The organism is Wenyingzhuangia sp. IMCC45533, from assembly GCF_054111225.1.
The window spans coordinates 755,816-781,344 of record NZ_CM134197.1 but is presented as its reverse complement, the minus strand read 5'-3'; the positions used below and the strand labels follow the sequence as shown (position 1 = coordinate 781,344).

The 25,529-nt window shown below is 33.3% G+C and carries 24 protein-coding genes; 10 read left to right on the top strand and 14 right to left on the bottom strand.

The features are described 5' to 3' along the window. Positions 1-141: 141 nt before the first annotated feature. The 9 genes from ACXGQW_RS03410 to eno all read left to right on the top strand — a co-directional run bounded on the left by ACXGQW_RS03410 (position 142) and on the right by eno (position 8,051). A complete protein-coding gene (locus tag ACXGQW_RS03410) occupies positions 142-1,137 on the top strand; it encodes a beta-ketoacyl-ACP synthase III (protein WP_457823697.1) in 996 nt (331 codons plus the stop codon). Positions 1,138-1,181: 44 nt separating this feature from the next. Next, entirely contained in the window at positions 1,182-1,667 is a 486-nt protein-coding gene (gene accB / locus ACXGQW_RS03405; RefSeq protein ID WP_457823696.1) for an acetyl-CoA carboxylase biotin carboxyl carrier protein, read from the top strand. A gap of 52 nt (positions 1,668-1,719) precedes the next feature. Then, positions 1,720-3,066 carry an acetyl-CoA carboxylase biotin carboxylase subunit gene (gene accC / locus ACXGQW_RS03400; RefSeq protein ID WP_457823695.1) on the top strand — a complete coding sequence of 449 codons (1,347 nt, stop codon included), beginning with the start codon at positions 1,720-1,722 and terminating at the stop codon, positions 3,064-3,066. A gap of 67 nt (positions 3,067-3,133) precedes the next feature. Continuing rightward, complete coding sequence (locus ACXGQW_RS03395) at positions 3,134-4,096, top strand: asparaginase domain-containing protein (RefSeq protein WP_457823694.1); 963 nt, start codon at positions 3,134-3,136, stop codon at positions 4,094-4,096. 108 nt (positions 4,097-4,204) lie between these two features. Continuing rightward, entirely contained in the window at positions 4,205-5,038 is an 834-nt protein-coding gene (locus ACXGQW_RS03390; RefSeq protein WP_457823693.1) for a MotA/TolQ/ExbB proton channel family protein, read from the top strand. 8 nt (positions 5,039-5,046) lie between these two features. Next, a complete protein-coding gene (locus tag ACXGQW_RS03385; protein ID WP_457823692.1) occupies positions 5,047-5,493 on the top strand; it encodes a hypothetical protein in 447 nt (148 codons plus the stop codon). 8 nt (positions 5,494-5,501) lie between these two features. Next, complete coding sequence (locus ACXGQW_RS03380) at positions 5,502-6,119, top strand: ExbD/TolR family protein (RefSeq protein WP_457823691.1); 618 nt, start codon at positions 5,502-5,504, stop codon at positions 6,117-6,119. A gap of 6 nt (positions 6,120-6,125) precedes the next feature. Beyond that, on the top strand, positions 6,126-6,599 hold the full coding sequence (locus tag ACXGQW_RS03375; RefSeq protein ID WP_457823690.1) for an ExbD/TolR family protein: 474 nt from the start codon (positions 6,126-6,128) through the stop codon (positions 6,597-6,599). A 159-nt stretch (positions 6,600-6,758) separates the two neighbouring features. Next, positions 6,759-8,051, top strand: a complete 1,293-nt coding sequence (eno, locus tag ACXGQW_RS03370; protein WP_457823689.1) for a phosphopyruvate hydratase — start codon at positions 6,759-6,761, stop codon at positions 8,049-8,051. Positions 8,052-8,141: 90 nt separating this feature from the next. On the opposite strand, the gene ACXGQW_RS03365 is transcribed toward eno, so the two are convergent. The 8 genes from ACXGQW_RS03365 to ACXGQW_RS03330 form a co-directional block, all read right to left on the bottom strand. Beyond that, the gene (locus ACXGQW_RS03365) at positions 8,142-9,704 is read right to left on the bottom strand and encodes a T9SS type A sorting domain-containing protein (RefSeq protein WP_457823688.1); all 1,563 of its coding nucleotides are present in this window, start codon (positions 9,702-9,704) and stop codon (positions 8,142-8,144) included. A gap of 760 nt (positions 9,705-10,464) precedes the next feature. After that, a complete protein-coding gene (locus tag ACXGQW_RS03360) occupies positions 10,465-11,073 on the bottom strand; it encodes a superoxide dismutase (RefSeq protein WP_457823687.1) in 609 nt (202 codons plus the stop codon). Positions 11,074-11,175: 102 nt separating this feature from the next. Continuing rightward, positions 11,176-12,522: a glycosyltransferase 87 family protein gene (locus ACXGQW_RS03355; RefSeq protein WP_457823686.1), complete on the bottom strand. Its 1,347-nt coding sequence runs from the start codon at positions 12,520-12,522 to the stop codon at positions 11,176-11,178. 48 nt (positions 12,523-12,570) lie between these two features. Then, positions 12,571-14,190, bottom strand: coding sequence for a cellulose synthase family protein (locus ACXGQW_RS03350; protein WP_457823685.1), 1,620 nt, complete (start codon positions 14,188-14,190; stop codon positions 12,571-12,573). Then, the gene (locus ACXGQW_RS03345; RefSeq protein ID WP_457823684.1) at positions 14,190-14,882 is read right to left on the bottom strand and encodes a glycosyltransferase family 2 protein; all 693 of its coding nucleotides are present in this window, start codon (positions 14,880-14,882) and stop codon (positions 14,190-14,192) included. Before ACXGQW_RS03345 ends, ACXGQW_RS03350 begins: the two co-directional genes overlap by 1 nt. Then, entirely contained in the window at positions 14,875-15,741 is an 867-nt protein-coding gene (locus ACXGQW_RS03340; RefSeq protein ID WP_457823683.1) for a toxin-antitoxin system YwqK family antitoxin, read from the bottom strand. Before ACXGQW_RS03340 ends, ACXGQW_RS03345 begins: the two co-directional genes overlap by 8 nt. Next, positions 15,734-17,350 (bottom strand): 4Fe-4S binding protein, encoded by a 1,617-nt coding sequence (locus tag ACXGQW_RS03335; protein WP_457823682.1) that lies wholly within the window; start codon positions 17,348-17,350, stop codon positions 15,734-15,736. Before ACXGQW_RS03335 ends, ACXGQW_RS03340 begins: the two co-directional genes overlap by 8 nt. 36 nt (positions 17,351-17,386) lie before the next feature. Then, positions 17,387-18,727, bottom strand: a complete 1,341-nt coding sequence (locus ACXGQW_RS03330; protein ID WP_457823681.1) for an NAD(P)/FAD-dependent oxidoreductase — start codon at positions 18,725-18,727, stop codon at positions 17,387-17,389. Positions 18,728-19,027: 300 nt separating this feature from the next. Here ACXGQW_RS03330 and ACXGQW_RS03325 point away from each other — a divergent pair, with 300 nt between their 5' ends. Continuing rightward, positions 19,028-20,299 (top strand): POTRA domain-containing protein, encoded by a 1,272-nt coding sequence (locus ACXGQW_RS03325; RefSeq protein WP_457823680.1) that lies wholly within the window; start codon positions 19,028-19,030, stop codon positions 20,297-20,299. A 126-nt stretch (positions 20,300-20,425) separates the two neighbouring features. On the opposite strand, the gene ACXGQW_RS03320 is transcribed toward ACXGQW_RS03325, so the two are convergent. From ACXGQW_RS03320 to ACXGQW_RS03295, 6 genes are all read right to left on the bottom strand, one after another. Continuing rightward, the gene (locus ACXGQW_RS03320; protein ID WP_457823679.1) at positions 20,426-21,430 is read right to left on the bottom strand and encodes a fasciclin domain-containing protein; all 1,005 of its coding nucleotides are present in this window, start codon (positions 21,428-21,430) and stop codon (positions 20,426-20,428) included. Positions 21,431-21,732: 302 nt separating this feature from the next. After that, the gene (arsM, locus tag ACXGQW_RS03315; protein WP_457823678.1) at positions 21,733-22,701 is read right to left on the bottom strand and encodes an arsenosugar biosynthesis arsenite methyltransferase ArsM; all 969 of its coding nucleotides are present in this window, start codon (positions 22,699-22,701) and stop codon (positions 21,733-21,735) included. Position 22,702: 1 nt separating this feature from the next. After that, a complete protein-coding gene (locus tag ACXGQW_RS03310; protein WP_457823677.1) occupies positions 22,703-23,518 on the bottom strand; it encodes a purine-nucleoside phosphorylase in 816 nt (271 codons plus the stop codon). 19 nt (positions 23,519-23,537) lie between these two features. After that, positions 23,538-24,125, bottom strand: coding sequence for an FMN-dependent NADH-azoreductase (locus ACXGQW_RS03305; RefSeq protein ID WP_457823676.1), 588 nt, complete (start codon positions 24,123-24,125; stop codon positions 23,538-23,540). Next, positions 24,122-24,745, bottom strand: coding sequence for a TIGR04282 family arsenosugar biosynthesis glycosyltransferase (locus ACXGQW_RS03300; protein WP_457823675.1), 624 nt, complete (start codon positions 24,743-24,745; stop codon positions 24,122-24,124). Before ACXGQW_RS03300 ends, ACXGQW_RS03305 begins: the two co-directional genes overlap by 4 nt. Before the next feature lie 101 nt (positions 24,746-24,846). Beyond that, complete coding sequence (locus tag ACXGQW_RS03295; RefSeq protein ID WP_457823674.1) at positions 24,847-25,527, bottom strand: DUF2064 domain-containing protein; 681 nt, start codon at positions 25,525-25,527, stop codon at positions 24,847-24,849. Positions 25,528-25,529: the final 2 nt, after the last annotated feature.

The following is a 25,529-nucleotide window of genomic DNA, read 5'->3' as shown; positions in this document are numbered from 1 at the left end:
AAAAAACCCTCATTTTATGAGGGTTTCTTTGTTAAATCTAATCAAAAACGTTAAAAAACGAGTGTTTTTAAGCAAAATTTAAAAATAAATTTTATTACTTTGGCACTCAATATTGTTTAAAGATTTCTTAACAATCAATTTATGGCAAAAATAAATGCTGCTATCACAGCTGTTGGAAAGTATGTTCCTGATTATGTGTTAACTAACAAAGAGTTAGAGTCAATTGTGGAAACGAACGACGAATGGATTACGACTCGCACAGGAATCAAAGAACGAAGAATTTTAAAAGATAAAGATAAGCCAACATCTTATTTAGCTATAAAAGCAGCTGAGGATTTGATCCAAAAGAAAGGACTAGATCCAAAGGAGATAGATTTAGTTTTAGTAGGAACTGCTACTCCTGACATGAATGTTGCATCCACAGCAGTGTATGTGGCAACACAAATTGGTGCTGTTAATGCCTTTGGTTACGATTTACAAGCAGCTTGTTCAAGTTTTTTATATGCCATGTCTACTGCGGCTGCGTATATAGAGTCGGGGAGATATAAGAAAGTTCTAATTATTGGGGCCGATAAAATGTCTTCTATTATAGATTATAATGACAGAGCTACCTGTATTATATTTGGAGATGGAGCAGGAGCTGCCTTGTTTGAGCCAAATGATGAAGGTTTAGGATTACAGGACGAGTATTTAAGAAGCGATGGTATTGGTCGTGAATTTTTAAAGATGGAAGCAGGAGGTTCTCTAAACCCAGCTTCGCACGAAACAGTAGACAATAAACAACACTACATAAGGCAAGAAGGAAGAACGGTATTTAAATATGCTGTTTCTAACATGGCAGATGCAGCGGTAAAATTGTTGGAAAGAAACAATTTATCTAAAGAGGATGTAGATTGGTTAGCGGCTCATCAAGCAAATACAAGAATTATAGAAGCCACTGCTAACAGAATAGAATTAGATAAAGAGAAAGTGATGATGAATATCCAGTATTATGGAAACACAACATCTGGTACTTTACCTTTGCTATTAGCAGACTATGAAAAGAAGCTAAAAAAAGGAGACAACATTGTTTTTGCTGCTTTTGGAGGAGGTTTTACATGGGGAGCTACTTACCTAAAATGGGCTTACAACTCATAAGCCAAAATAAAATTTAAAGAACACTTATCTTAATATAAAATATTATGGAATTAAAGGATATTCAGAATTTAATAAAATTCGTTGCAAGATCAGGAGCTAACGAAGTAAAATTAGAAATGGAAGACGTTAAAATCACCATTAAAACAGGTGAAGGAAAAACTGAAACTACTATTTTACAGCACGCAGCCCCTATATCTATGGCAGCTCCAGTAGCAGCACCGGCCCCAGCTGCAGCACCCGTAGCTCCTGCTGCGGAAGCAACTCCAGCCAAAGAAGAAGAAAATAGCAATTATGTTACAATTACTTCCCCAATGATTGGAACTTTTTATAGAAAACCATCCCCAGATAAACCATTGTTTGTGGAGGTAGGAGATACTGTACAACAAGATTCCGTTGTTTGTGTGATAGAAGCAATGAAATTATTTAATGAAATAGAATCTGAGGTATCAGGTAAAATAGTAAAAGTATTGGTAGAAGATAGTACTCCAGTTGAATTTGGACAACCGTTATTCTTAGTTGATCCTTCGTAATCATTAGTGAGATTATAGAGTAATTAAGTACTAATTTTCCAAAAGAAATACAATGTTTAAAAAAATATTAATTGCCAACCGTGGTGAAATTGCTTTGCGTGTTATTAGAACATGTAAAGAAATGGGAATAAAGACAGTTGCCGTTTATTCTACTGCAGATCAAGATAGTTTGCACGTTCGTTTTGCGGATGAAGCGGTTTGTATAGGACCGGCACCAAGTTCAGATTCTTATTTAAAGATGTCTAACATTATTGCTGCTGCAGAAATAACAAATGCAGATGCAATACACCCAGGTTATGGTTTTTTATCAGAAAATGCAAAATTTTCTAAATTGTGTGAGGATCATGAAATAAAATTCATCGGAGCTACTGCTGAAATGATCAACCAAATGGGAGACAAAGCAAATGCTAAATCTACTATGATTGCTGCGGGGGTACCTTGTGTACCAGGTAGTGAGGGAGTTATTAATGATTTTGATGAATGTGAAAAACTGGCCGTAAAAACAGGTTACCCTGTAATGCTTAAAGCTTCTGCTGGAGGTGGAGGTAAAGGAATGCGTGCTGTTTGGAAAGCCGAAGATTTAAGAGATGCTTGGGATTCTGCACGACAAGAGTCTAAAGCAGCTTTTGGAAATGATGATATGTATATGGAGAAGCTTATTGAAGAGCCTCGTCATATCGAAATTCAAATCGTTGGGGATGCCTACGGAAAAGCATGTCATCTATCAGAAAGAGATTGTTCTGTACAAAGAAGACATCAAAAACTAACAGAAGAAACTCCTTCTCCATTTATGACAGATGAATTGAGAGAAAAAATGGGAGAAGCTGCAGTAAAAGCTGCAGAATATATTAAATACGAGGGAGCAGGTACCGTGGAGTTTTTAGTGGATAAACACAGGAATTTTTACTTTATGGAGATGAATACTCGTATCCAAGTAGAGCATCCTATTACAGAAGAAGTGGTAGATTTTGATTTAATTAGAGAACAAATTTCTGTAGCAGCAGGTATTCCAATTTCTGGTAAAAACTATTTACCAAAACTACATTCGATAGAATGTAGAATTAATGCTGAGGATCCTTTTGCAGGATTTAGACCAGCACCAGGTAAAATTGTTTCTTTCCATGCACCAGGAGGACATGGAGTAAGATTGGATACGCACGTATACGCAGGATATGCGATTCCACCGAATTACGATTCAATGATTGCAAAATTGATATGTACTGCCCAAACAAGAGAAGAGGCCATAGCAAAAATGAAGCGTGCTTTGGATGAATTTATCATAGAAGGAGTAAAAACTACTATACCTTTCCACAGACAATTAATGGATCATCCTGATTATGTAGCTGGAAATTATACCACAAAATTTATGGAAGATTTTGTGATAGAAAAAACAGTTTAAGATCACTTAAACGCAGATAAACAAAAAAAGGAGCTATAATTATAGCTCCTTTTTTTATTTTTAAAACATGAAAACATTAGTCTTGTATACGGGAGGAACTATTGGAATGGTAAAAAATACAATAACTGGAACTCTAAGTCCTGGGAATGTATCTATAATTCAAGAATTTGTGGAGAATCAATTTCCGAATAACTATCATAAAATTGATGTTATCAACACCAAAGTAGCAATAGATTCTTCTAATTTTAATATAGATTTTTACCAAGAATTATCGGGGTTAATAGAAGCAAACTATCAATCTTATCATTCTATTCTAGTATTGATGGGTACAGATACGATGGCTTATGTTGCATCTTTATTATCATACTGTATAAAAGGTTTGTCAAAACCAATCCTGTTTACAGGAGGACAGTTACCTCTTGGTGTTAACAATTCAGATAGTTTTTACAATTTAAAAGAATCTATACAAGGATTAAGAAATGATAGTTTTCCTAAAGAGGTAGGGATTTATTTTAATAAGAAATGGATGAGAGCGGTAAACGCGATTAAAGTAGATTCTAAAAACAGAGCTGCATACGATACCCCTAATTCTAATCAAAACAAAATAGAACTGAATCATGAATCTTTTGAAATAACGAGTAGCTTAAACGGAAAGATTTCAGTTTTTAAATTTATTCCTTGGCAGGACTTGGATGTTTTAAAATTAATTTTAAAATCAAATAGGTTAGATGGTCTCATTTTAGAAGTTTACGGAGCTGGTAATTTGCCTAATTTTGATACTGAACTACAAGAATGCTTTATAAACTCAGTAAATAAGGGTTTACAAGTTGTTGTGGTTTCCCAATGTATAAAAGGAGGATTAAGCGTTGGAGCTTACGAAGCTAGTCAAAATATCAAAAAATTAAACTTTATTAACGGTCATAATTTGTCCACAGAATCGGCTTCAGCAAAATTACTTTATGGACTAACCAAAAAGATGAATCCGCAACAAATACGCAATTTTTTTAACATATCCTTTAGAGGAGAATAGAAAATATGTTAAGAAGATTTAACAATATAATATTTTTTAAAGTAAACATTTTTTTGTTACTTGCTCAACGTTTATCAATTATCATTAATAGTATTAATTAAAATAGAAATGAAAAAAGTTTTTAGTATCCTAGCTGTTGCAGGATTATTGATTTTAGGGACTTCAAATGCATTTGCACAAGAAGAAGAAGCTACTGTAGATTCTACAAGTGTAGCAGCAGAAGCAGTTGTACAAGACGAAGAAGCTGCTGTGGAGGTTGCAGAAGAAGTTGCAGAAGTAAATGATGCTCCAGTAGAAGCACCAAAAGAAGAAGCTACTTTTCACCAAATATTAAAACAACGTTTTATAGAAGGTGGAGCTGGATTCATGGGAATTGTATTGGTTGCTTTAATTTTAGGATTAGCTATTGCAATTGAAAGAATTATTTACTTGAACTTAGCGAGTACAAATACTAAAAAATTAGTAGCTAAAGTAGACGAGGCATTGGCTTCTGGAGGAGTAGAGGCAGCAAAGGATGTATGTAGAAATACAAAAGGGCCTATCGCTTCTATCTTTTACCAAGGTTTAGACAGATCTACTGAAGGTATTGATGCTGCAGAAAAAGCAGTTGTTGGTTACGGTGGAGTTCAAATGGGATTATTAGAGAAAAACATTTCGTGGTTATCTTTATTTATTGCCTTAGCACCTATGTTAGGATTTATGGGAACTGTAATTGGTATGATTGATGCCTTTGATGCAATTCAAGTAGCAGGAGATATTAACCCAGCAGTAGTTGCAGGAGGTATTAAAGTAGCCTTATTAACTACTGTATTCGGTTTAGTGGTTGCTATTATTTTACAGATTTTTTACAATATCATTATTGCAAAAGTTGATAGTATTGTAAATAAAATGGAAGATGCTTCTATCTCATTGATAGATTTATTAGTAAAATATAAAAAATAATATTCATTATGAATAACGATAATAAAATTTCAAAATTCTTAACAGCGCTTATTTTTATCATCGCGGTTATAGGTTTTGTCTTATTTGCACTGGTTTATGTTGCGGATACTTCAAGCTTAGGTGATGCTGTAAGTCCTTTTGTAGAATTTTCAGTATGGCTATTATATGCATCACTTATAATAACTGTAGTATTTGCAATAGTAAATATTATAAAGAATCCAGAAGATTTAAAGAAAATAGTCGTTAATGTATTAGTGCTTGGAGCTGTATTTGCAGTAGCTTATTTCACGGCTTCTGATGCTGCTGTTTTAGATGTTCAAGGACAAATATTAGAAGGAGGAGAAGCAGGGTCTACTTCTAAAATGATTAGTACTTTAATTAACTTTAGTACTTTCTTGGGTATTATTGCGCTAGCAGTTGTTGGTTTGGGATCAATTAAATCAGCAATTAAATAATATAAATCATGGCAAAAAGAGATATTCCAGAAATCAATGCAGGTTCTATGGCAGATATTGCTTTCTTGCTGCTTATCTTTTTCTTGGTAACAACAACAATGGATACCGATTCTGGTGTTTTTAGAAAGTTACCAGAAATTCAACCAGACAATACAGAAGCACCACCAGTAAAGAAGAAAAACATTCTGGAGGTGAACATCAACCGTTTCGATCAACTTTTAGTTGATGATGAAGAAGTTAAAATAGGAGATGTACGTCAACTAGCTATCGACTTTATAGACAACGGAGGAGGTACTTACGAAGGTAAAAAATGTGATTACTGTGAGGGTGAAAAGAATGAATCTTCTTCAGATCATCCTGGGAAAGCAATTATATCAGTGCAAACAGCCCAAACTACTTCGTACGGAATGTATATTTCAGTTCAAAATGAATTGTTAGCGGCCTATACTGAGTTGAGAAATAGATATGCAAAAAAATATTTAACAGGTAAGTATAAAGGACTTTCTTATACAGATTTATTAAATATTCAAAAAGCAGATAAAGAGAACGCTGATGTTAAAGCAGCTTTGTCTAAAATTAAAAAGGCATATCCTGAGATATTGTCAGATGCTGAACCTATAAAATAAGTATATATGTCTAAGTTTGGAAAAAAGAAAAAAGATGTACCTGCGGTAAATACTGCAGCCTTACCAGATATTGTATTTATGCTTTTGTTCTTTTTTATGGTTGCTACAACTATGAGAGAGACCACGTTACAAATTAAACCACCAAAATTGCCAAGTGCAACAGAAGTGAAAAAATTGGAACACAAGAGTTTAGTAAGTACTATATATGTAGGTAAATCCAAAAGCGCATCTGGAGGAAAAGGAGATAAAATTCAGCTAAATGATAAAATCTCAGGAGTGAATGACGTAACAAACTTTATTTATTCTGAGAGAGACAAGCACGATGCTGAAGAGCAAAAAGCAATGGTAACATCTATCAAAGCCGATGTTAAAACTAATGTAGGAACCATATCGGATATCAAACATGAGTTAAGAACCATCAACGCTTTAAAAATTAGTTACTCATCGGGAACTGGTGATGTATCTAACAACTTTAAATAATAAAAAAGAGCAGTGTTTAACACTGCTCTTTTTTATTTCTAATCACAATTACATTTAACGAATAGGTTTTCGAAACTTATTTTTTTTATTCTATTTTCCATTTGTAATCTTGTGTATATTGCACATCGAAAACATAATAATAATTAAAAATCTAATAATATGAGCGTTATAGTTAACATTCACGCAAGACAAATTTTTGACTCAAGAGGTAATCCTACTGTAGAAGTAGATGTAATTACTGAAAATGGAGTTTTAGGTAGAGCTATTGTTCCTTCTGGAGCTTCTACTGGAGAGCACGAAGCTGTAGAATTAAGAGACGGTGGATCTGATTTTATGGGTAAAGGAGTTTTAAAAGCTGTTGAAAACGTAAACACTACTATCGCTGAGGAATTAATAGGACATTCTGTATTTGAACAAAATGCTATTGATAAAGCAATGATTGAATTGGACGGAACTCCAAACAAAGCTAAATTAGGAGCGAATGCTATTTTAGGAGTTTCTTTAGCCGTTGCTAAAGCTGCTGCTAACGAATTAGATATGCCTTTATACCGTTACGTAGGTGGAGTTTCTGCCAATACGTTACCAGTTCCTATGATGAACATTGTAAACGGAGGTTCTCATTCAGATGCACCTATTGCATTCCAAGAGTTTATGATTATGCCAGTTAAAGCTAAAGATTTTACAGAAGCTTTAAAAATGGGTACCGAAATATTCCACAACTTAGCTAAATTATTACACGGACGTAACTTATCTACGGCTGTAGGTGATGAGGGTGGTTTTGCTCCAACTTTTGATGGAACAGAAGATGCTATAGAAACTGTATTGTCTGCTATTGAAAAAGCTGGATACAAGCCTGGTGATGAAGTAATGTTAGCCTTAGACTGTGCTTCTGCTGAGTTCTACGAAAACGGAAAATACAATTACGCTAAGTTCGAAGGTGAAGGTGGGGCTATCCGTACTTCTAAAGAGCAAGCTGAGTATTTAGCTGAGTTATCTGCTAAATATCCTATTATTTCTATTGAAGATGGTATGGATGAGAACGACTGGGAAGGTTGGAAATACTTAACAGAATTAGTTGGAGATAAAGTACAGTTAGTAGGTGATGATTTGTTTGTAACCAACGTTGAGCGTTTATCTACAGGTATTGAAAAAGGTATTGCTAACTCTATCTTAATTAAAGTAAACCAAATTGGTACTTTAACCGAAACAATTGCAGCTGTAAACATGGCACACAACGCTGGTTACACATCTGTAATGTCTCATAGATCTGGTGAAACAGAAGATACTACAATTGCAGATTTAGCAGTGGCATTAAACACAGGACAAATTAAAACAGGTTCTGCTTCTCGTTCTGATCGTATGGCAAAATACAACCAATTATTAAGAATTGAAGAGGAATTAAACGAAGTTGCTTACTTCCCTCAAACAAAAGCTTTTAAAATAAATAGATAATTTTAGTTATCATTTATGAACTAGAAAAACCCGCTTATTAAAGCGGGTTTTTTGGTTTTTTTATTTAGTTAAACTCTGTATTGAGTGTGTTTATTCAATAATCACTTTTTGAGTCTTTACTTCTCCGTTACTAACAGTTCTCAAGATATAAGTACCAGGATTGATATCGGATACGTCAATTTCGTTCTTGTTCTGTGCATGAATTGTTTTTATAACAGCCCCTGTTTGAATGCTGTAAATGTTAATTGTACTATCAGTAAATTTCGAATGAAAGAAGATACGACCGTTTTTTACAGGGTTTGGATAAAAGTTATCGTTGGTTTGATCGCTTTGTTCTGATAGCGTTTTTAAACTGTTCGTGTTGTTTTTCTTAGTTGGACAAACTTTTCTTTTATCATTATCATAAACAATTCTAGGAGTACAGCTTCTAAACCCTCTATAAGTTTGCTTATTAGTTCGATGTCCTGAATCTCTAAAGGTAACCTTGTACTTACCATCCCCTCCGAAACTTGTAGCGCTATTTTGCGCATCAAATAACATTGGAGCAATAGAAGGGGCTTTTCTTGCATCCGGATCCGTACCTTTTGTCTTAGGAAAAGAAGCAAATGGATTATCGTTGGTAAAACTTGTAGGATAGTAATAGTAATGTTTCTGTTTAATTTGTGCTAAGTTTCTTCCTTCATTAGAATTTCTAGTAATTTTAATGTTACCTCCTACCACTACTCTTTCATATTTTCCGGCAGGATATCTATCCTCCTTAAAGCCTTTATCAATTCTAATTCCGAAGCTACAATCGGTTGAAGTTACGTTTTTTATTACGGCAAACCCTTGTCTTTTAGTATGTGGAGAAACCATAACGGCTGCATTACCATTTGCACCTGAGATGTTTACTCCATATAGCTTTGTAGATGTTGCATTTCTAACACCTGCATCTCTCATAGCCTTCCATCCACTTTCAAATCTTAAAGTAACACCTCCGCTTCCTTTTAAATTTTTGAATAGAACATTTTCTGCTGCCTGTACTTGTACTAGACCATATCCATAATCAGAATTGGTAATACTACAGTTAATAACAATACCGTTCTTAGCTATTCTATTCCAATTTCCCCCACTTGGTGGACTCACACTAATTCCTGATAAAAAAGTTTGATTATCTTTGAATAGCACACCACTTATCATAAAATTTTCTACCCAACCTACTGAAAATCCTGCAACTTTTCTACCGGGAGAAAAATTAGAATAATCAATGATAAACTTACCAGCAGTAGAACTAATTTTAACGTTGGTTACTTTTTTTTGATTAGCTCCTCCATTGGTACCCAAATCAAATACTACAAAAGCTGAGGTTGGTTTTAATACGGCATCCTTGGCTACTCTGATGTGTACGTTAGATTTAAGATTAATTATTTTTCTTAAAGTATGCACACCACTTGGTATGTTAATGACTCCACCATTGTCATCAAAACTTTTAATAGCATTATTAATTTTGTCTGAATTCACAGGTTTAACAATAGTTACCGATTTACGAGGAGTTTTACCATTAAAGAAAGTATTGCTAGCAGGTATAATAATTTCTTGAGATTGTGTCGTGGAAAACACAATAAAAAAACACATAAATAGTAAATAATGTAATTTTGAATAGTTTTCAATCATAATATATTAGTTTTCTTATTAATTAATTAGTAATAGTGTAATTTATAGATGGATATTCAATGATTTGTCTTTTATTGTAAAAATATTGATGTGTTAGTGTTTCTAAGTTTTATGAATGTCTCTAATAATCATAGCGTTATTGCTTGTGAGTTTAAGAATACCGTAAAACTGATACTAAATTTTGCACACGTTTATATGTAAAATTAGTTTGCGGCGTAAAACCTGTTGTGTTTTTCAAAAATTACATAGGAGCATAAAAAAACCTCTAAAAAAGTGTGTCTGCTGTATAAAAAGTTGGTGATAACGTTCTAAAAAATGATTTATATCTACAATAGGCTAGTAAAATTATCGCAGTATAAATTTTAATATTGTCTGAAAGTGGTGGATCATTTGGTTTTGATAGAAAAGTATGTCTAGTCGTAGTTCATATTACTCGTGATATTACATATACTTTTTAAAAATAAAAGAGATACCTTAGGTATGTCTTGCTATGTTTTATCGGTAATGTTCAAAACATTAGATTTAACCGTAGTGAAGTTTTTGTTGCTTATTATAGATTAGATTTGACTATCAAGTCTATGAGACTGCTAAAAACGATATTACTCTTGAAAATCTAGTTGAGAATTTTAAGGAAAATTGGATCGATAGTTCTATCGAATCTATGGGAAATATAGTTTTATTGAAATCTAAAAAATTAGACACAAAAAAGCCTAAAACAAAATGTTTTAGGCTTTTAAATAAAGTAATAAAAAGTTACTAATTACTTAGCAGCGTTATATTTTTCAGAAACAGCATCCCAGTCAATTACATTAAAAAATGCATTGATGTAATCTGGTCTTCTATTTTGGTAATTTAAGTAGTAAGCGTGTTCCCACACATCTAAACCTAAAATAGGAGGGTTACCACAAGTAACACCTGGCATTAACGGATTGTCCTGGTTAGGAGTAGAACAAACGTTCACTTCTCCACCTTTTGCAACACATAGCCATGCCCATCCAGATCCAAATTGAGTAGCAGCAGCGTTGGAAAAAGCGTTTTTAAACTCTTCAAAAGATCCAAATGCTTTGTTAATTGCCTCAGCCAATTCACCTTTTGGTTCTCCACCTCCATTTGGAGACATTACAGACCAAAATAAGTTGTGATTGTAAAAACCTCCACCATTGTTACGAACAGCACCATTGGTCATGTCTAAACCACCTAAAATATCTTCGATTGATTTTCCTTCTAAATCAGTTCCTTCAATAGCTCCATTTAATTTAGAAGTATAAGCAGCGTGGTGCTTCCCGTGATGGATTTCCATTGTTTTTGCGTCAATATTTGGTTCTAACGCATCGTATGCATACGGTAATTTTGGTAATTCAAATGCCATTTTATATTTTTTTTAAAGTTGATTCTACTCTCAAAGATAACCAACTTTTTGTATTAAATAAATATTTTACATAGACTATAAATATAATAATATAAGAAAATCTTATGTATCGAATTGTTGACTTTTATTTGAGTTCAGTTTTGAATTTCTAAGCAACTCATAAATTAAATAGCCAATGGTAATGGTGTACTCTAAGCCAACTAAGTAAAGATTTTCATGATAGTTCGGATCAATATATGCGCTGTAACTTAATATAATAGTAAACGACCACACTATCGGAAATTTATAGTGGGTAAACACGCATAGAAATAGAGGTACTGCAATATACCAAGGATGTACAATGCTGGACAGTAAATAGTAAAAAACGATGGTAAAAATCATACTGCTAATGAGTACCTTGTTTTTCTGATTATTTCGAACTAATGAAATAATCATAGTAATGAATATCACAATCAAAGGAGTTATTTTTCCTACAGACTGTATAATGTTATAGCCTTTGACCTTGTACCCGATTTCTCGAATGATATAATAAATACTTGCGTTGAATTCAAAATTGTTGAAATACAATTCAATACTAGACATAAAGTTGTTATAAAGTTCCCAACTAGCAAACGGTATAAAAAGTATTGCATTTACAAGAATAACAACAGTCCCGTATATAACCGATTTTTTAAAACCGATTTTTTTTATCAATAAAGGTAAAAATATAAGAGGTACTAACTTGATAGAAACAGCCAAACCAAAATAAAAGGCAGATACAAAATATCTGTTTTTGATAAGATAGTACAAAGCTGCGGATACTAAAGCTAACATCATTCCCTCAAAGTGCAAATTACCTGTTAGTTCAATAATGACAAACGGATTGATAAAATAGAGCAAGATTCTCTTTGAGTTTAGTTTCAGTACTTTCAAAATTCTAAGACCAAATAATACAGTAACTAAATCCGACAATATCAATGTTAGTCTCATTACAATGGTACTTAACAGTAAATTGGAATCTGAAAAAATTGCGGGAATCGTAAAAGCAATTTGATTTAATGGGGGATAACAAGTGTAGTGACTACCATTCATGCTTCCCATTCCTTCATACAAATGAACCCCCTCCTTAAGAAGTTCAGGATTATTTTTGGGCAGAATTAAATAAGGATTGATGCCGTTAAAAACAGCTCTACCATCCCATAGGAATCGATAAAAGTCATCTGACAAATTGGGGATAGAAAATATAAAAACAAGCCTTAAAAACAGACCTATATAAATGAGACCATTTGTGGAGATTTGACTTTTGCAGAGATAAAGGAACAGCAAAAAAAGGGTGCTGTATAGGAATAAAACTTGATAGAAATTTGTTCTTACTGTGTGATAAGCAAACAGATAGTATAGTAGCATAGAAAACAAAATGACTAACAAATTAAGCTTGTTAGTCATTATTTCACTTATGTATTTTTTCATGATGATGTTTTGTACCTATCTAGTCGATTTCTAATGACTTAATTTACACTAAACTTTTTTGTAAACAGACTTATAAAAAATAAAACCAAAACCTAAAAATAACATGGTGTGGAAAGCTAAAAGTCCGCCATCAAAAGGGATATACCAAGCATCACAAGGCAATAATCCTAACCAACATTTTTCTGTGTACGTTTTGGTGTGATTTTGGCCGATTCCTCTAACCAACCATGCGCTCACAATTCCGAATAAAAAGTAAAGGGTTAGCATGCCCTCGTAAACTACTTTTTTAGACGGTTTGTTTTTGATGTATTTATTTTTTTTCCAACCGTCCAAAGATTTTATATTAAACTTGGGAGTTCTCACAAATTCACTTCTTTTTCTTCTGTGACCTTCTATAACAGCTCCAGTATTATTTAATGATAACCCCATAGCTACACTAAAAAAAGTAAAAAAGGTACGGGTGTATTGCACAAAAGCTTTGATACCTGTTTTTTGTTGTACGTTTTTATACATAAACCAGTAACAGATAAAAAAGATAACAGTACTAATCGCAAAAAAACTCATGGCTATGAAATACCCTTTAAAGTCTTCAAAATAATTTTTGATAAATAACATGGGAACACTCAAAACCCCCACTACAAAAACGTTTAAAAACATAGTGCTATTTAAAAGATGCAGTACACAATGTGCTTTGGTCTTAAAAGACAAATCAGATTTGATAATCTGCTTAAACATCTTTTGAAAATTTTCGGCTCCGCCTTTGTTCCACCTAAATTGTTGAGACCTTGCGGCACTAATAACTACTGGTAGTTCTGCTGGAGTTTCAACGTCTACTAAGTATTTAAACTGCCAACCTTTTAGTTGCGCTCTATAACTCAAATCCAAGTCTTCGGTTAATGTATCTCCTTCCCAATTACCTGCATCGTAAATACATTCCTTTCTCCAAATACCCGCAGTACCGTTAAAATTAATAAAGTGTCCTTTGGCATTTCTTCCCATTTGTTCCAAAGTAAAATGAGCATCTAACGCAAAAGCTTGAATTTTGGTCAGCAAAGAAAAATTTCTATTAATGTGCCCCCATCTTGTTTGAACTACTCCTATCTTTGGATTTTTAAAAAATGGAATTGTTTTATAAAGCCAGTCCTTTTGAGGCAAAAAATCCGAATCAAAAATAGCGATAAATTCTCCTTTGGCTATTTCTAATCCCTCCTTTAAAGCACCCGCTTTAAAACCTTGTCTGTTCGTTCTTGTAATGTGTTTTATATCTAAGCCAGTTTTGGCCAAATTGTTTACTCGTTCTTTTGTTTTTTCAACAGTTTCATCAGTAGAATCATCTAAGACTTGAATTTCTAATTTTTCTCTAGGATACTCTAATAAAGCAATGTTTTTTAGCAAACGCTTCATTACGTATTTCTCATTAAAAACAGGCAATTGTATGGTAACAAACGGCACCTCATCTATATCATCTAAATTAAATTGAGGACAGGTATCTTTCGTGTTTTTATTTTTTTTATTTGCTTTTAAGTAATTGACCAATAAGTTTAATTGTGCCAATGCATAAAAAAACACCATAACAAGAGATACGACATAGATAATTAAAAGTAGGTAACTAACTACGTATAAAAAGTCGTTGGCAGTCTTAGAAATTAAAAATAAAGGACTTAGCATTATTTTAAACTATATTTAAATATCCAGGTTAGTATTTTAATTCCGGCAAATATAGTTCCTTTTACTGTACCGGACACCTTAGAAATTCCAATTCTTTCTCTATATTTTACAGGAACTTCAATATAAGAAAAATTGTTTTTGACAGCTTTTAGTTGCATTTCAACCGTCCAACCATAGGTTTTATCGGTCATATTAAGTGCTAATAATTTGTCATATTTAATCGCTCTAAAGGGACCAAGGTCTGTAAAATTAGCATCAAAAAAAAGTTTCATTAATGAAGTGGCTAGCCAATTTCCAAAAACTTGCTGAGGGGTCATAGAGTTTTTAGCTCTTTGTTTATTATTTCTAGACCCTATAACCAAATCGTAATGCTGATGGATAATAGGGGACGTCACATCAATAATCTGTTCAGGATAGTCAGAATAATCTCCATCTATAAATACTACTATATCAGGATTCAAGTTGTTGCTTTCTATATATTCCATTCCTTTAAGGCAAGCGTGGCCATATCCTTTGTTAGCTTCATACAAAACGGTAGCACCTGCTTCTTTTGCTTTTTCCCCTGTTTTATCACTCGAATTATTGTTAACCACTACAATCTCTGAGACAAATTCTTTAGGAATGTCATTAATAACGTTTGAGATAGATTGTTCCTCGTTATACGCAGGAATGATAACTATTATTTTACTCATCTAATTTTTTATAATCTTTTTTAAAAGAACTCCACGTTGTCCACTCCTTAGTTTTAACCCCCTTAGTATAATATTGCCCTTTTACAATTTTACTATTGCTATAATAAATGCAATACCCGTTGATTAGATTTTCTTTGTACTCGCATTTTTTGAGTAAATTTCCATCAATATCGTAAAACAGCCACCATTTGTTTTTTTTGCCAGCCTTAAAACTACCCTTTTCTTTAATAGAACCATTGTCGTGATAGAAATGCCAGTAACCTTCTTTCATTCCATTTGAATAAGGTCCTGTAGCTATTAGGGTGCTGTTATCGGCGTAATGCTTCCAATAGTCTACCTTTTTATTATTCATGTATTTTCCTATGGTTTTTAGATTTCCATTTTGATGGTAGATTTCTACATAATAATCATTGCTATTAGCAGTGTACGTTTTTTTAGTAACTAACCGCTTTTTATTGTAATGTAACCAATCACCTGTAGGTTTACCTCGGCTATAATTACCAATAGCATCTAAGTGTCGTTTGCTAAAAAATCTCCACGTTTTGGTCCTTAAATTATCAACATAAAACCCTTCTTGTTTTACAGAATTAGCTTTTTTTTCTATCCAGAAACCTTGTTTATCGTTCCCTAAGTACCAACCCTCTTCCGTTACTTTTCCATCTTTGTCAAAGGTTCTATGATAGTGTTCTTTTTTATCTTTAAAATACGTTTTCCAATATTTAATCGGATGTTTTTGTAAAGTATACCATTCATGTTTAACGGTACCATCTTTAAAAAATTCCTGATGTAATTTAGGCTCTTTTTGTCCGAAAACAATAAGAGCCTGCATCAAAAATAAGTATTTTAAAAGTTTAATCATTTTTTTTAGTCATTGCTAATAAATCTATATCGTTACCCAGTACCACTTCATCAACCTCAACTCTTGACTCATCTGTGTTAGGTCCGTTCTCTAATTTTAATACTCCTCTAGGACAGACCGCAGAACAAACTCCACAACCCACACATGACGAACGAACGATGTTTTGCCCTTTCTGAGCGTAAGACCTTACATCAATTCCTTGTTCACAATAAGTAGAACAATTCCCACATGATATACATTGTCCTCCATTGGTCGTAATTCTAAATCTAGACTTAAATCGTTGAACCAATCCTAAATAGGCAGCTAAAGGACACCCAAATCTACACCATACACGATTTCCTAAAATCGGATAAAATCCTGTTCCAATGACCCCAGAAAAAATAGAACCGATAAAAAATCCATACCAGGTTTGTATATCATATACGGAGATTCCCCAAAATAGTTCTTTCCAACTAGGTATTTCTGTAAAATAAATATACAAAGTTAGTAGAGTCATAGTAACAGCAGCCGCTAAAACACCATGAATCAACCATCTTTCCACTTTCCAAGAGAATAAAGATTTGTCGGATAATTGTCTATATGGGTCTCCCAGTGTTTCTGCCAATCCACCACAACCACATACCCAAGAGCAGTACCATCTTTTACCGTAAAAGTAAACCATTACAGGAACTACAATTAGGGTTAAAACAACTCCCCAAACAAACATAAATATTCCTAGGTTTCCGCTATTTATTAAGCTGTTGATATTCCAATCAAAAAAGAAAGAATAATTTAGAGGCCAAGCATTTTTAAAATCAAACCAAGGCTTGTTAAAGGCTACTAATATTTCGGGGATTAAGAAAGCGAAGGCAACTTGAAAAAATAGAACAACAGCAGTTCTAATTAATTGATACTTATTGTGGCGATATTTGATAAACATTCTTACCGCAAAAACGGTCATTACGGAACAATACATAAAACCATATAAAAACCACTGGCTGGCAGGATTTCCACTCAAAGCTTTACTAATCCCGTCAACTGCTAATATTGGATTTACTATGTAATTTGGAAAAAAGTATAGAAGAATGTAAAAGCTTACGAAAAAGAAAGCAGTTATAAACCCTAAAACACCACGGTTGGTTGCACTGTGCTGAAAAATTCCGTTATTCTTTATTCCAGCAGGACCTAAAAGTTTGTAATCAGGAATAAAAACTAATAATCCTCCAATAATGGCTAATCCAAATGTTAAAAAGAACCAAAGTGTTGTATTTTGTACAAACCACCCTGTAGCAGATGATTTTGTTAAAGGATATATATATTCTTTAGAGGTTTTATTCCATTTTAGATGAACAATTTTATTCCAATCTATTTTTTCTTGATTTTTTTGAAATTCATTAGCACCTTCAAATTGTTTAGTAACAGTTTGGCTTAGTGTCCATGCACTCATTTCTTTACCTACAAGTGCTTTTTGTGCGTTTTCTATAAAGTACTCACTTTTAATTCCCTTGTCTTTTATCCAACTATCGTAGTTCTCTTGAGTAACTTTATAGTTACCTGTAAAAATACTACCTATAAAAAAGGAGAACCCCAAAAAGGTAAGTATATATCCTATATATTTTATTGCTTTCATCTTATTATTTGTATTTAGATATGATCAACCTTAGGTTTATAGGTTGATGCTATTTTGTAAAATTCTTTTCCAGCTTTTCTTTTTAGGAACTAAGTCTGTTCCATTCTCAGCATTAAACTTTTGAAGGATTTCTCCTTCGTATTGATTATAGAATTCGGGATCAAAATTAGCGTCCTTCAAATGCTCTAAGATATAATCAACAGTGCGTTCTTCTCTTAACCACTTATCAAACATATTATGTCTTAATCTAATTCCAAAAGTGTTTAAACCAATAAATTTTCTAGTCGTTTTGTCGTAATTAAAATGGACACAGATTTTACCATCTTTGTGTTCCCAGTAAAAGCGATTTTCATTTTCTCTAGGCTGAGCCCATATCCACCCATAGGTTTGGTATTCTATGTCTAAAAATTTAGCAGAATTAAACCAATGTCCAGGAGTGTATTCCGAGGGCTTTCCACAAATTGTTCTTGCTACAGTTTCTCCCATCATTCTACCCGTGTACCAAACTGCTTCTATAGGTCTGCGCTCTCCAATACCTTTGTGCTGCTGAGCACAATCTCCAATTGCATAAATATTAGGAACAGAAGTTTCTAAAGTTCTATTGACCAAAACACCTCTATCTAATTCTATGTCGGAGTCTTTCAAAAAATCAATATTTGGACTTACCCCAGCCGTTAATCCTACTAAGTTACACGCTATGGTTTCTCCTTTATCAGTTACTACAGCTTTAGCTCTTCCGTTTTCATCTGCAAGTATTTCTGATAAGTTGGTTTCTAATTTTAAGTCTATGTGATGTTCTCTAATATGTCTATTAATCATATCAGATTCACCTTCAGGTAACACACCATTCCAAAAGCTATTTTCTCTTACCAAAAAAGTTACGGGTATGTCTTTGGAAGCTAACATTTCTGCCATTTCAATTCCAATTAATCCACCACCAACAATCACTGCTCTTTTGCAATCTTTAGAATATTCAGTAATAGCATCTAAATCTTGTTTAGAATACATACCTGTTACTCCTTTTAAATCTTGTCCTGACCAGCCAAATTTATTAGGTTTAGATCCTGTTGCAATAATCAGATCATCATAATCTAATGTTGTTTGATTGTCTAAAATTACTTTTTTGTTATGCGTATCTACGTTTGTCACAAAAGCTTTGACCAAATCAATACTGTTTTTTTTCCAAAACCAATTTTCATAAGGTTGGGTATGCTCAAACTTCATATGCCCCATAAAAACATACATTAATGCGGTTCTAGAAAAAAAGTAATCAGTTTCTCCGGAGATGATTGTAATCTTATGGTCTGATTTTTTTCGGATATGTCTCGCTGCTGTAACGCCAGCAATTCCATTACCTATAATAATTACGTTTTTCATGTGTTTTGAAAGTTAGATATTTATTCAATTTACATTCTTTAGGTCGAATAGAATTTTGAATACTTAATTTTTTTATTCTATTTATATTTAATTAAAATAACCTTTCCTAGATATTTTGACTAGAGTATTATTCATTGTGGAGTGTAACTATATTATCAACTTGATAATGAAGGTTACATTAGTGAATAGTATTTTCTTATTGAATAGATCTGATGACTGTACAAAAATAAACTTTAGAGCAACTGTAAGAACTCTATTTGTATTTCTACCTATAGCATTCATATTAATTGATTTGATATTATGAGTTATGTTTCGCCTATAAAATTTAGTTTGCTTTGTTTGTTGTTCTTTGTAAGTGAAGCAAATGCACAGGTAATAAAAAGCATACAATATAAAGGAAACAACAAAACAAAAGAAAGTGTTTTAAATAATATTATTACGGCTAAGACAGGTCAAGTTTTGGATAGTTTGGTACTAGATTTAGACACTAAATTACTGAGCAGATTGGCTGTGTGCAACAAGGCAGAATATAAATTAAAAGAAGACAAAGACGGAAATTACGAGGTAACTTATATATTTTACGAAACTAATACTATTATTCCTGCTATTAGCATATGGACAGCTAGTAATGAGCAGTTTTCTTATCAGTTGGGTGTTAAAGAATTTAATTTTTTAGGTAAGAATAAAGAGATCGGCTTTTTTTATCGAAACAATGGATTTCATTCATTTTCTTTCAACTACAAAGACCCTACACTTTTTAATGAGACTACGGGTTTGGGTTTAGCAGTACAATCTTTAAAAAGTTTAGAACCCATTTTTTTGGAGGAAAGACAAATTGATTACGAGTACACAAACTCATCAGTAGAAGTCTATGGAATTAAAAAAATAACTCCTTTTCACAAAGCTAAGCTTGGATTGAGCTTTTTTAAAGAAGATTACAAAATTTACGATAATCAGCTATTAGACAATACGCTACCTGATAATGTGAATATAGATAATTTAATGATGAGAATGGGTTTTGAGTATAACAAACTTACATTTTCAGAACAATATCTAGAGGGATTCAAAAGTGATTTTAACGGTCAGTTGGTTTTTCCTTTCGGAGATACTCAGCCTAATTATTTTGTACTGATTAACGATTTTTTGTATTACAACAAAATTCGCACAAAAGGAAATTTTGCGACTAGAACGAGATTAGGATTGGCAAGTGAAGTCAGTACTCCTTTTGCACCATTTTCTTTAGATAATAATCTAAATATTAGAGGAGTAGGGAACGTAATTGATAGAGGTACAGCAGCTGTAGTAGTGAATACTGAGTACAGACATACGCTGTATGAAAAAGGTTGGTTGGCCATTCAGTCTAACGTTTTTATAGATGCTGGTAGTTGGAGACAACCCAGAGGGAAGTTGTCGGATATTCTTACCACTAAAAATTTGAGAATACACCCTGGAGCAGGTTTACGCTTTATCCATAAAAAAATATACAACGCTGTTTTAAGGTTAGATTATGGTTTTGGAATTGTTAATGAAAAACAACAAGGAATTGTATTTGGAATTGGACAGTACTTTTAATATGCATTCAATATTCACAAAGGCCGTAACTCAAAGCTAACCTTTATTAAAGAACTTAAAATTTACATACGAAAAAGAGCATCATATTTTTGTTATGATGCTCTTTAATATGTACTCTAAGTTGTCTTACTTTTTTTCAGCCTCGATAACTTGTTTTCTATTACTTGGTAGCAACACGTCGTCTATGACATGTATCACTCCATTAATGGCTTGGATGTCATTAATTACAAAACTAGTACTTTCAGTATTTGCGTTTCCTTTGATAGAGGTACTAGAAATTATTCCCACAGTTTGTCCTTGTAAGGTAGCAGGAGTGGTACTTCCTAAGCCAGGTAAATCGCTAGCCACTGCGTTTGCTCCACTAATTACATGATATTTTAATACGTTGGCAAGCGCATCTCCAGTAGGAACAGATTCTAAAGCTTCAAAACCTGCGTTTAACGGGGCAAATACTGTTGCAGGATCTTGATCATCTACTGTTGTAACCAAACTGACTTCGATTAACTTATCTTTTAAGATAGAAATTCTAGCATCTGCAGTAGCAAACGTAGATATTTTTGGTAAATCGATAACTTTATCTACCGCGTGAACAATTCCATTGCTAGCATCGAAGGCATCAGGGGTGGTTACTGTAATATCCCCGTTGACCATTACTTTTTCATCTTCTACCGCATAAAATAATGAAAGATTGGTGTCTTTATCGGCAACATTTTTGGGTCCTACTGCAGCGTTCTTTATGTAAGCAGGTGCAGAATCTAATATTGTATTTGCTTTTGCTTCCGTTCCCAGAATAACATGGTTTAACAAGATGTTTTTTACCAAAGCTAATTCTTCTTCAGTATCTACGTCACTCAATCCATTCTCAAAACCTTTATCAGACAAAAACGTGGCGAAAGAATCGTTATCAGGTGCAAAAACAGTTATTGTTTGGCTTTGATCCAATGTGATATCCTTTAGACCTGTAGCAATAAGAGCAGCGTTAAGGGATGAATAATTGCTGTTAGTACTAACAAAAGCACCTACAGTAACTGGATTGTCATCATTGGAAATTGGATCATCGTTATCATCACAACTAACCGTTGTGAAGAGGCTAAGCGTTAGTAACGAAGCTTTAAAAAATGTTGTTTTCATGATTATATAATTTTATTGTTTGTATTAAAATTATGTATAGCATGTGATTTACAGTATTTTTTATATGTGATTATCTTATTTACGACAAATTCTAAATAAGTACCTTTTTGTTAGTTATTATTTAATTTGATTTTCAAAAATGTAATTTATTGAGCAGCAAATTAGAATTTTTTTAAGATGAGAATTTGAAAATGCTACCAAGTATGGATTGCTACAACTATCTTATGATAATATTTTTTACAAAAAAAAAACAGGGCTTTGAAAATGGTTCAAAGCCCTGTTTGGATATTTATGAGTGTTAATTAACAGCAACCTCCACCGTCATAGTGATAGGTAGATTCAGAAAAATAAATATCATCTCTTCCCAAGTTTTTTAGAGCCTGTGCGGTTTTATCGCAAATAGCCAAAGGTTGATTTTTTAGCAATGTGTGTCCTTTACCATCGTCAAAAAAGTCATCATCTCCATAATAAATGGCCGCTTTACCTGTAAAAATACAAGGACCATCTTCTGGCATCGGATCTTTAATAGCAGCTACTTCAATAGATTCAATATAGATTAACTCATCTGTAGGATAGTTCTTAGTATCCAAAATTCTATAAGGTTTTCTAGCTCTAATTTCTATGGTACCAAAACCAGCATCTGTTAATGCTTTTACATATTCTGCAATTGGCAAGCTACCGCTCAAACACAAAGCACGCAAACGTTCATCGTTGCGTAATTCATCATTCATAGGTTGTTCACAAGTAGGATCACTCATTACCAAACGACCATGCGGTTTTAATACACGATACATTTCTTCAATAGCTTTTTTTAAGTCTTCCGCTTTAAAAATATTGAACAAACAGTTTTGAGCAGCAACATCTATAGAGTTATCTTCAACAGGTAAGTTTAACGCATCTCCTTTTTTAAGATCTACGAATTCTTTTTTAAACCAGTCATTTTTCTCTTCAGCTTCTATAAAGTTTTTAGCAGAGGCCTCCAGCATTTCATCTACAACGTCAACTCCTACAACTCCACCTTTTTGTCGAGAAAAATAAGAGAATTGTAGTAATTCCATTCCACCACCAACACCTACGTACAAAATTTTAGGACTACGAGTAAGATCTCTTGCATGAACTGTAGATCCGCACCCATAGTTCATTTCTTGCATAATTTTAGGAATGGTTAATCCTGGTAATTCCCAAATAGGATTGGTTGTACAGCACAAACCCACATCTGGAGTGATTGCAGCTTCTTTATATACGTCTTTGGTTGTTTCTAAATAACTCATTTTATAATTTTTTAATCAATTCCTTAAATAATGTGACCAACTGTGGTTCTGCCTTAGCGGCCATTTCAAAAATTTCGGGAATATTGATGGGTTTCAAATGTTCTGGGTCACACTCATCCGTTAATACAGATACGGCAACGCATGGCAAATTAATTTGATTGGCAACTATGACCTCTGGCACGGTACTCATCCCCACGGCATCAGCACCAATTATTTTTAAATATTTATATTCTGCTTTGGTTTCTAATTGAGGTCCGACTACTGAAGCGTAAACTCCTTTATGTAAGTTAATGCTATTGTCTAGCGCAATTTTTTCCAATGCAGAATTTAAGTCAACATCGTAGGGAGCGGACATATCTACAAAGATATTTCCGAACTCTTTGGCATTCTTAAAAGCTAGTGGCGAACCTCCTTGCAAGTTAATATGATCTTCTATCAACATTAACTCCCCTTTGTTAAAATTTAAGTTAACGGCACCTGCTGCATTAGAGACCAAGAGTTGTTCAACTCCTAAAGCTTTTACAACTCTAACACCATAGGTGATTTCGTTAAAATTATAACCTTCGTACAAATGAAAACGACCGTTCATTACCACTACCTCTTTACCAGCAAGAGTTCCGAAAATTAGCTTTCCTGCATGAGACTCTAGCGTAGCCGACACAAAATGTGGAATATCAGTGTAGTCTATCTCGTGGGTAATTGTAATATGTTCAATCATTTTACCCAAACCTGTTCCCAATATAATGGCTATTTGGGGCGTGGGTATATTTTTTGTTTTGAGAAAGTTAACGCTCTCTTTGATGTCTTGTAAAGTCATAGAATATCAATTCAAACTATTAAAAGTCCAAGTTTTCAATTTGAGCTTCTGCGCTTTTAATTTTATCTTCAGCCCCCATCATCAATTGGTCAAATGGAACGATGGTAATATCAGTAATTCCTAAAAATGCCAAAATTTGTTTTAAATATGGAGTGTTAAAATCTGCTTCACTACCCACAGCTACACCACCACTAGGAACCACAATAAAGGTTTTTTTGTTTTCCAATAAACCTACGGGTCCGTTTTCTGTGTACTTAAAAGTTATTCCAGCTCTTACAATTAAATCTATATATGTTTTAAGAGTTGCAGGAATAGAAAAGTTGTAAACAGGAGCACCAATCACTAATACATCTGCCTCTTGTAATTCTTGAACTAGAGCATCAGATACTGCTACAGCATCTTTTTGAGCCTGCGTTCTTTCTCCATCCGCAAAAAAAGAATCCAACATAGCTCCATTTAAATGAGGTAAGTTGCTGTTTACAACATCTCTATCTATAATTTTAGCATCAGTGTGTTTATCCTTTATTTTACTAGCAATTACATCAACGTATTTTCTACTTACAGATGTTTGCATGTTTGCACTTGAATTGATTTTTAAAATTTTCATCGTTTTATTTTTTGTTTATAGGTTTCTATTAAAGGAAATAAGAAAGACTCTTCCGTAATATCTTCTAGGTAGTCGATATCATTCAACTCTTCTAACAAATAAATTTCTTCATTTTCAAAGTTGATTAACGTATCACGTAAAACAGTATCCGTTCCCCATTCTTTATTACTAAATACATCTGTTCTTGGTTCGTTCAATCCCAATAGGTAATAGCCTCCATCTTCTGCAGGACCAATTACGTTTTGTTCTTTAACTTGGTCAAAAGCCTCTTGAATAATTTCCGAGGTTAAGGTATCTACATCGCTACCAATCACTACAATTTCTAAATAACCAGCACCGAAACCTTTAAATACCGCTTCTTGCATTTTTGTTCCCAAATCTCCTTGAGCTTGAATCATTTTCATATATTCTCCCTCGTCCCACAAATCGTTGAACTCAATTTCATCGGTATAAAAAACCCATTTATCTACCTCAATATCTTTGGTGATGCTGTGCGTGTATTCTAATAATTGGTTGTAAACATTTAAGGCAGTTTGGTCTGATGTTTCTGCTGCCAAGCGAGTTTTTACTTTTCCTAATTCTGGTCTGCGCGTAAATATAATTAAGAGTTGACTACTCATGAAGTGTTGTTTTTTAAATAGTAAAAGTAAGTTTTTTACGGTTTAAAAAAGATACCTAAGTCCTAGATAAAATCTATATCTAGAACTAAATAATATGCTTTTTAGTTTGCTGAGATGCTAACTAAAGGAGAGCCTTTGTTAAAAATGTTACTTGAAGATAAATTCCAGTAGATGCTTTCTACTAAATCATATATGATTTTTGATTTAGGCAACACAGAGGATAACACTTCTTTTAAAGAAGTGCTAATATTTTGATATTGATATTTGTTAAGGTAAATAAGATCGTCGTAACAATCAATATCGTTCAAATGTTTTAACAATACGTAATCCGTTTCAGATAACTGTTGCAAAACTTTTTTGATAAGCGTAGAAGTTTGCCATGGGAGCGTATTTAACTTTTCAGGCTGAAATGATATACGCTTAAAAGTCATTAGATAAAAACCACCATCGTTAGAAGGACCAAAGGTTGAGAGTCCTTTAGCACAATTACTTACGGCAACTTTTAAAGCGTTGGTGGTCAATTGAGGAGTATCATTACCTACAGCAATCACATGTAAGTACCCAGCATTGAATATCTGCTGTACAGCATGAGTAAGCCTCTCGCCAAAGCTATTTCCAACTTGATTATTTTCGTTACACACAAAGTAGTCGCAACGTGTTGCTTGTACCTTGCTGATAATCTCCTTGTTTAAAGTATTAAACAACAAAGCAGCTTCAGGAATTTGTTTCAATTCTTGAGTACCATTCTGGGCAAATATTAATATGGCTACTTTACTGTTCATGC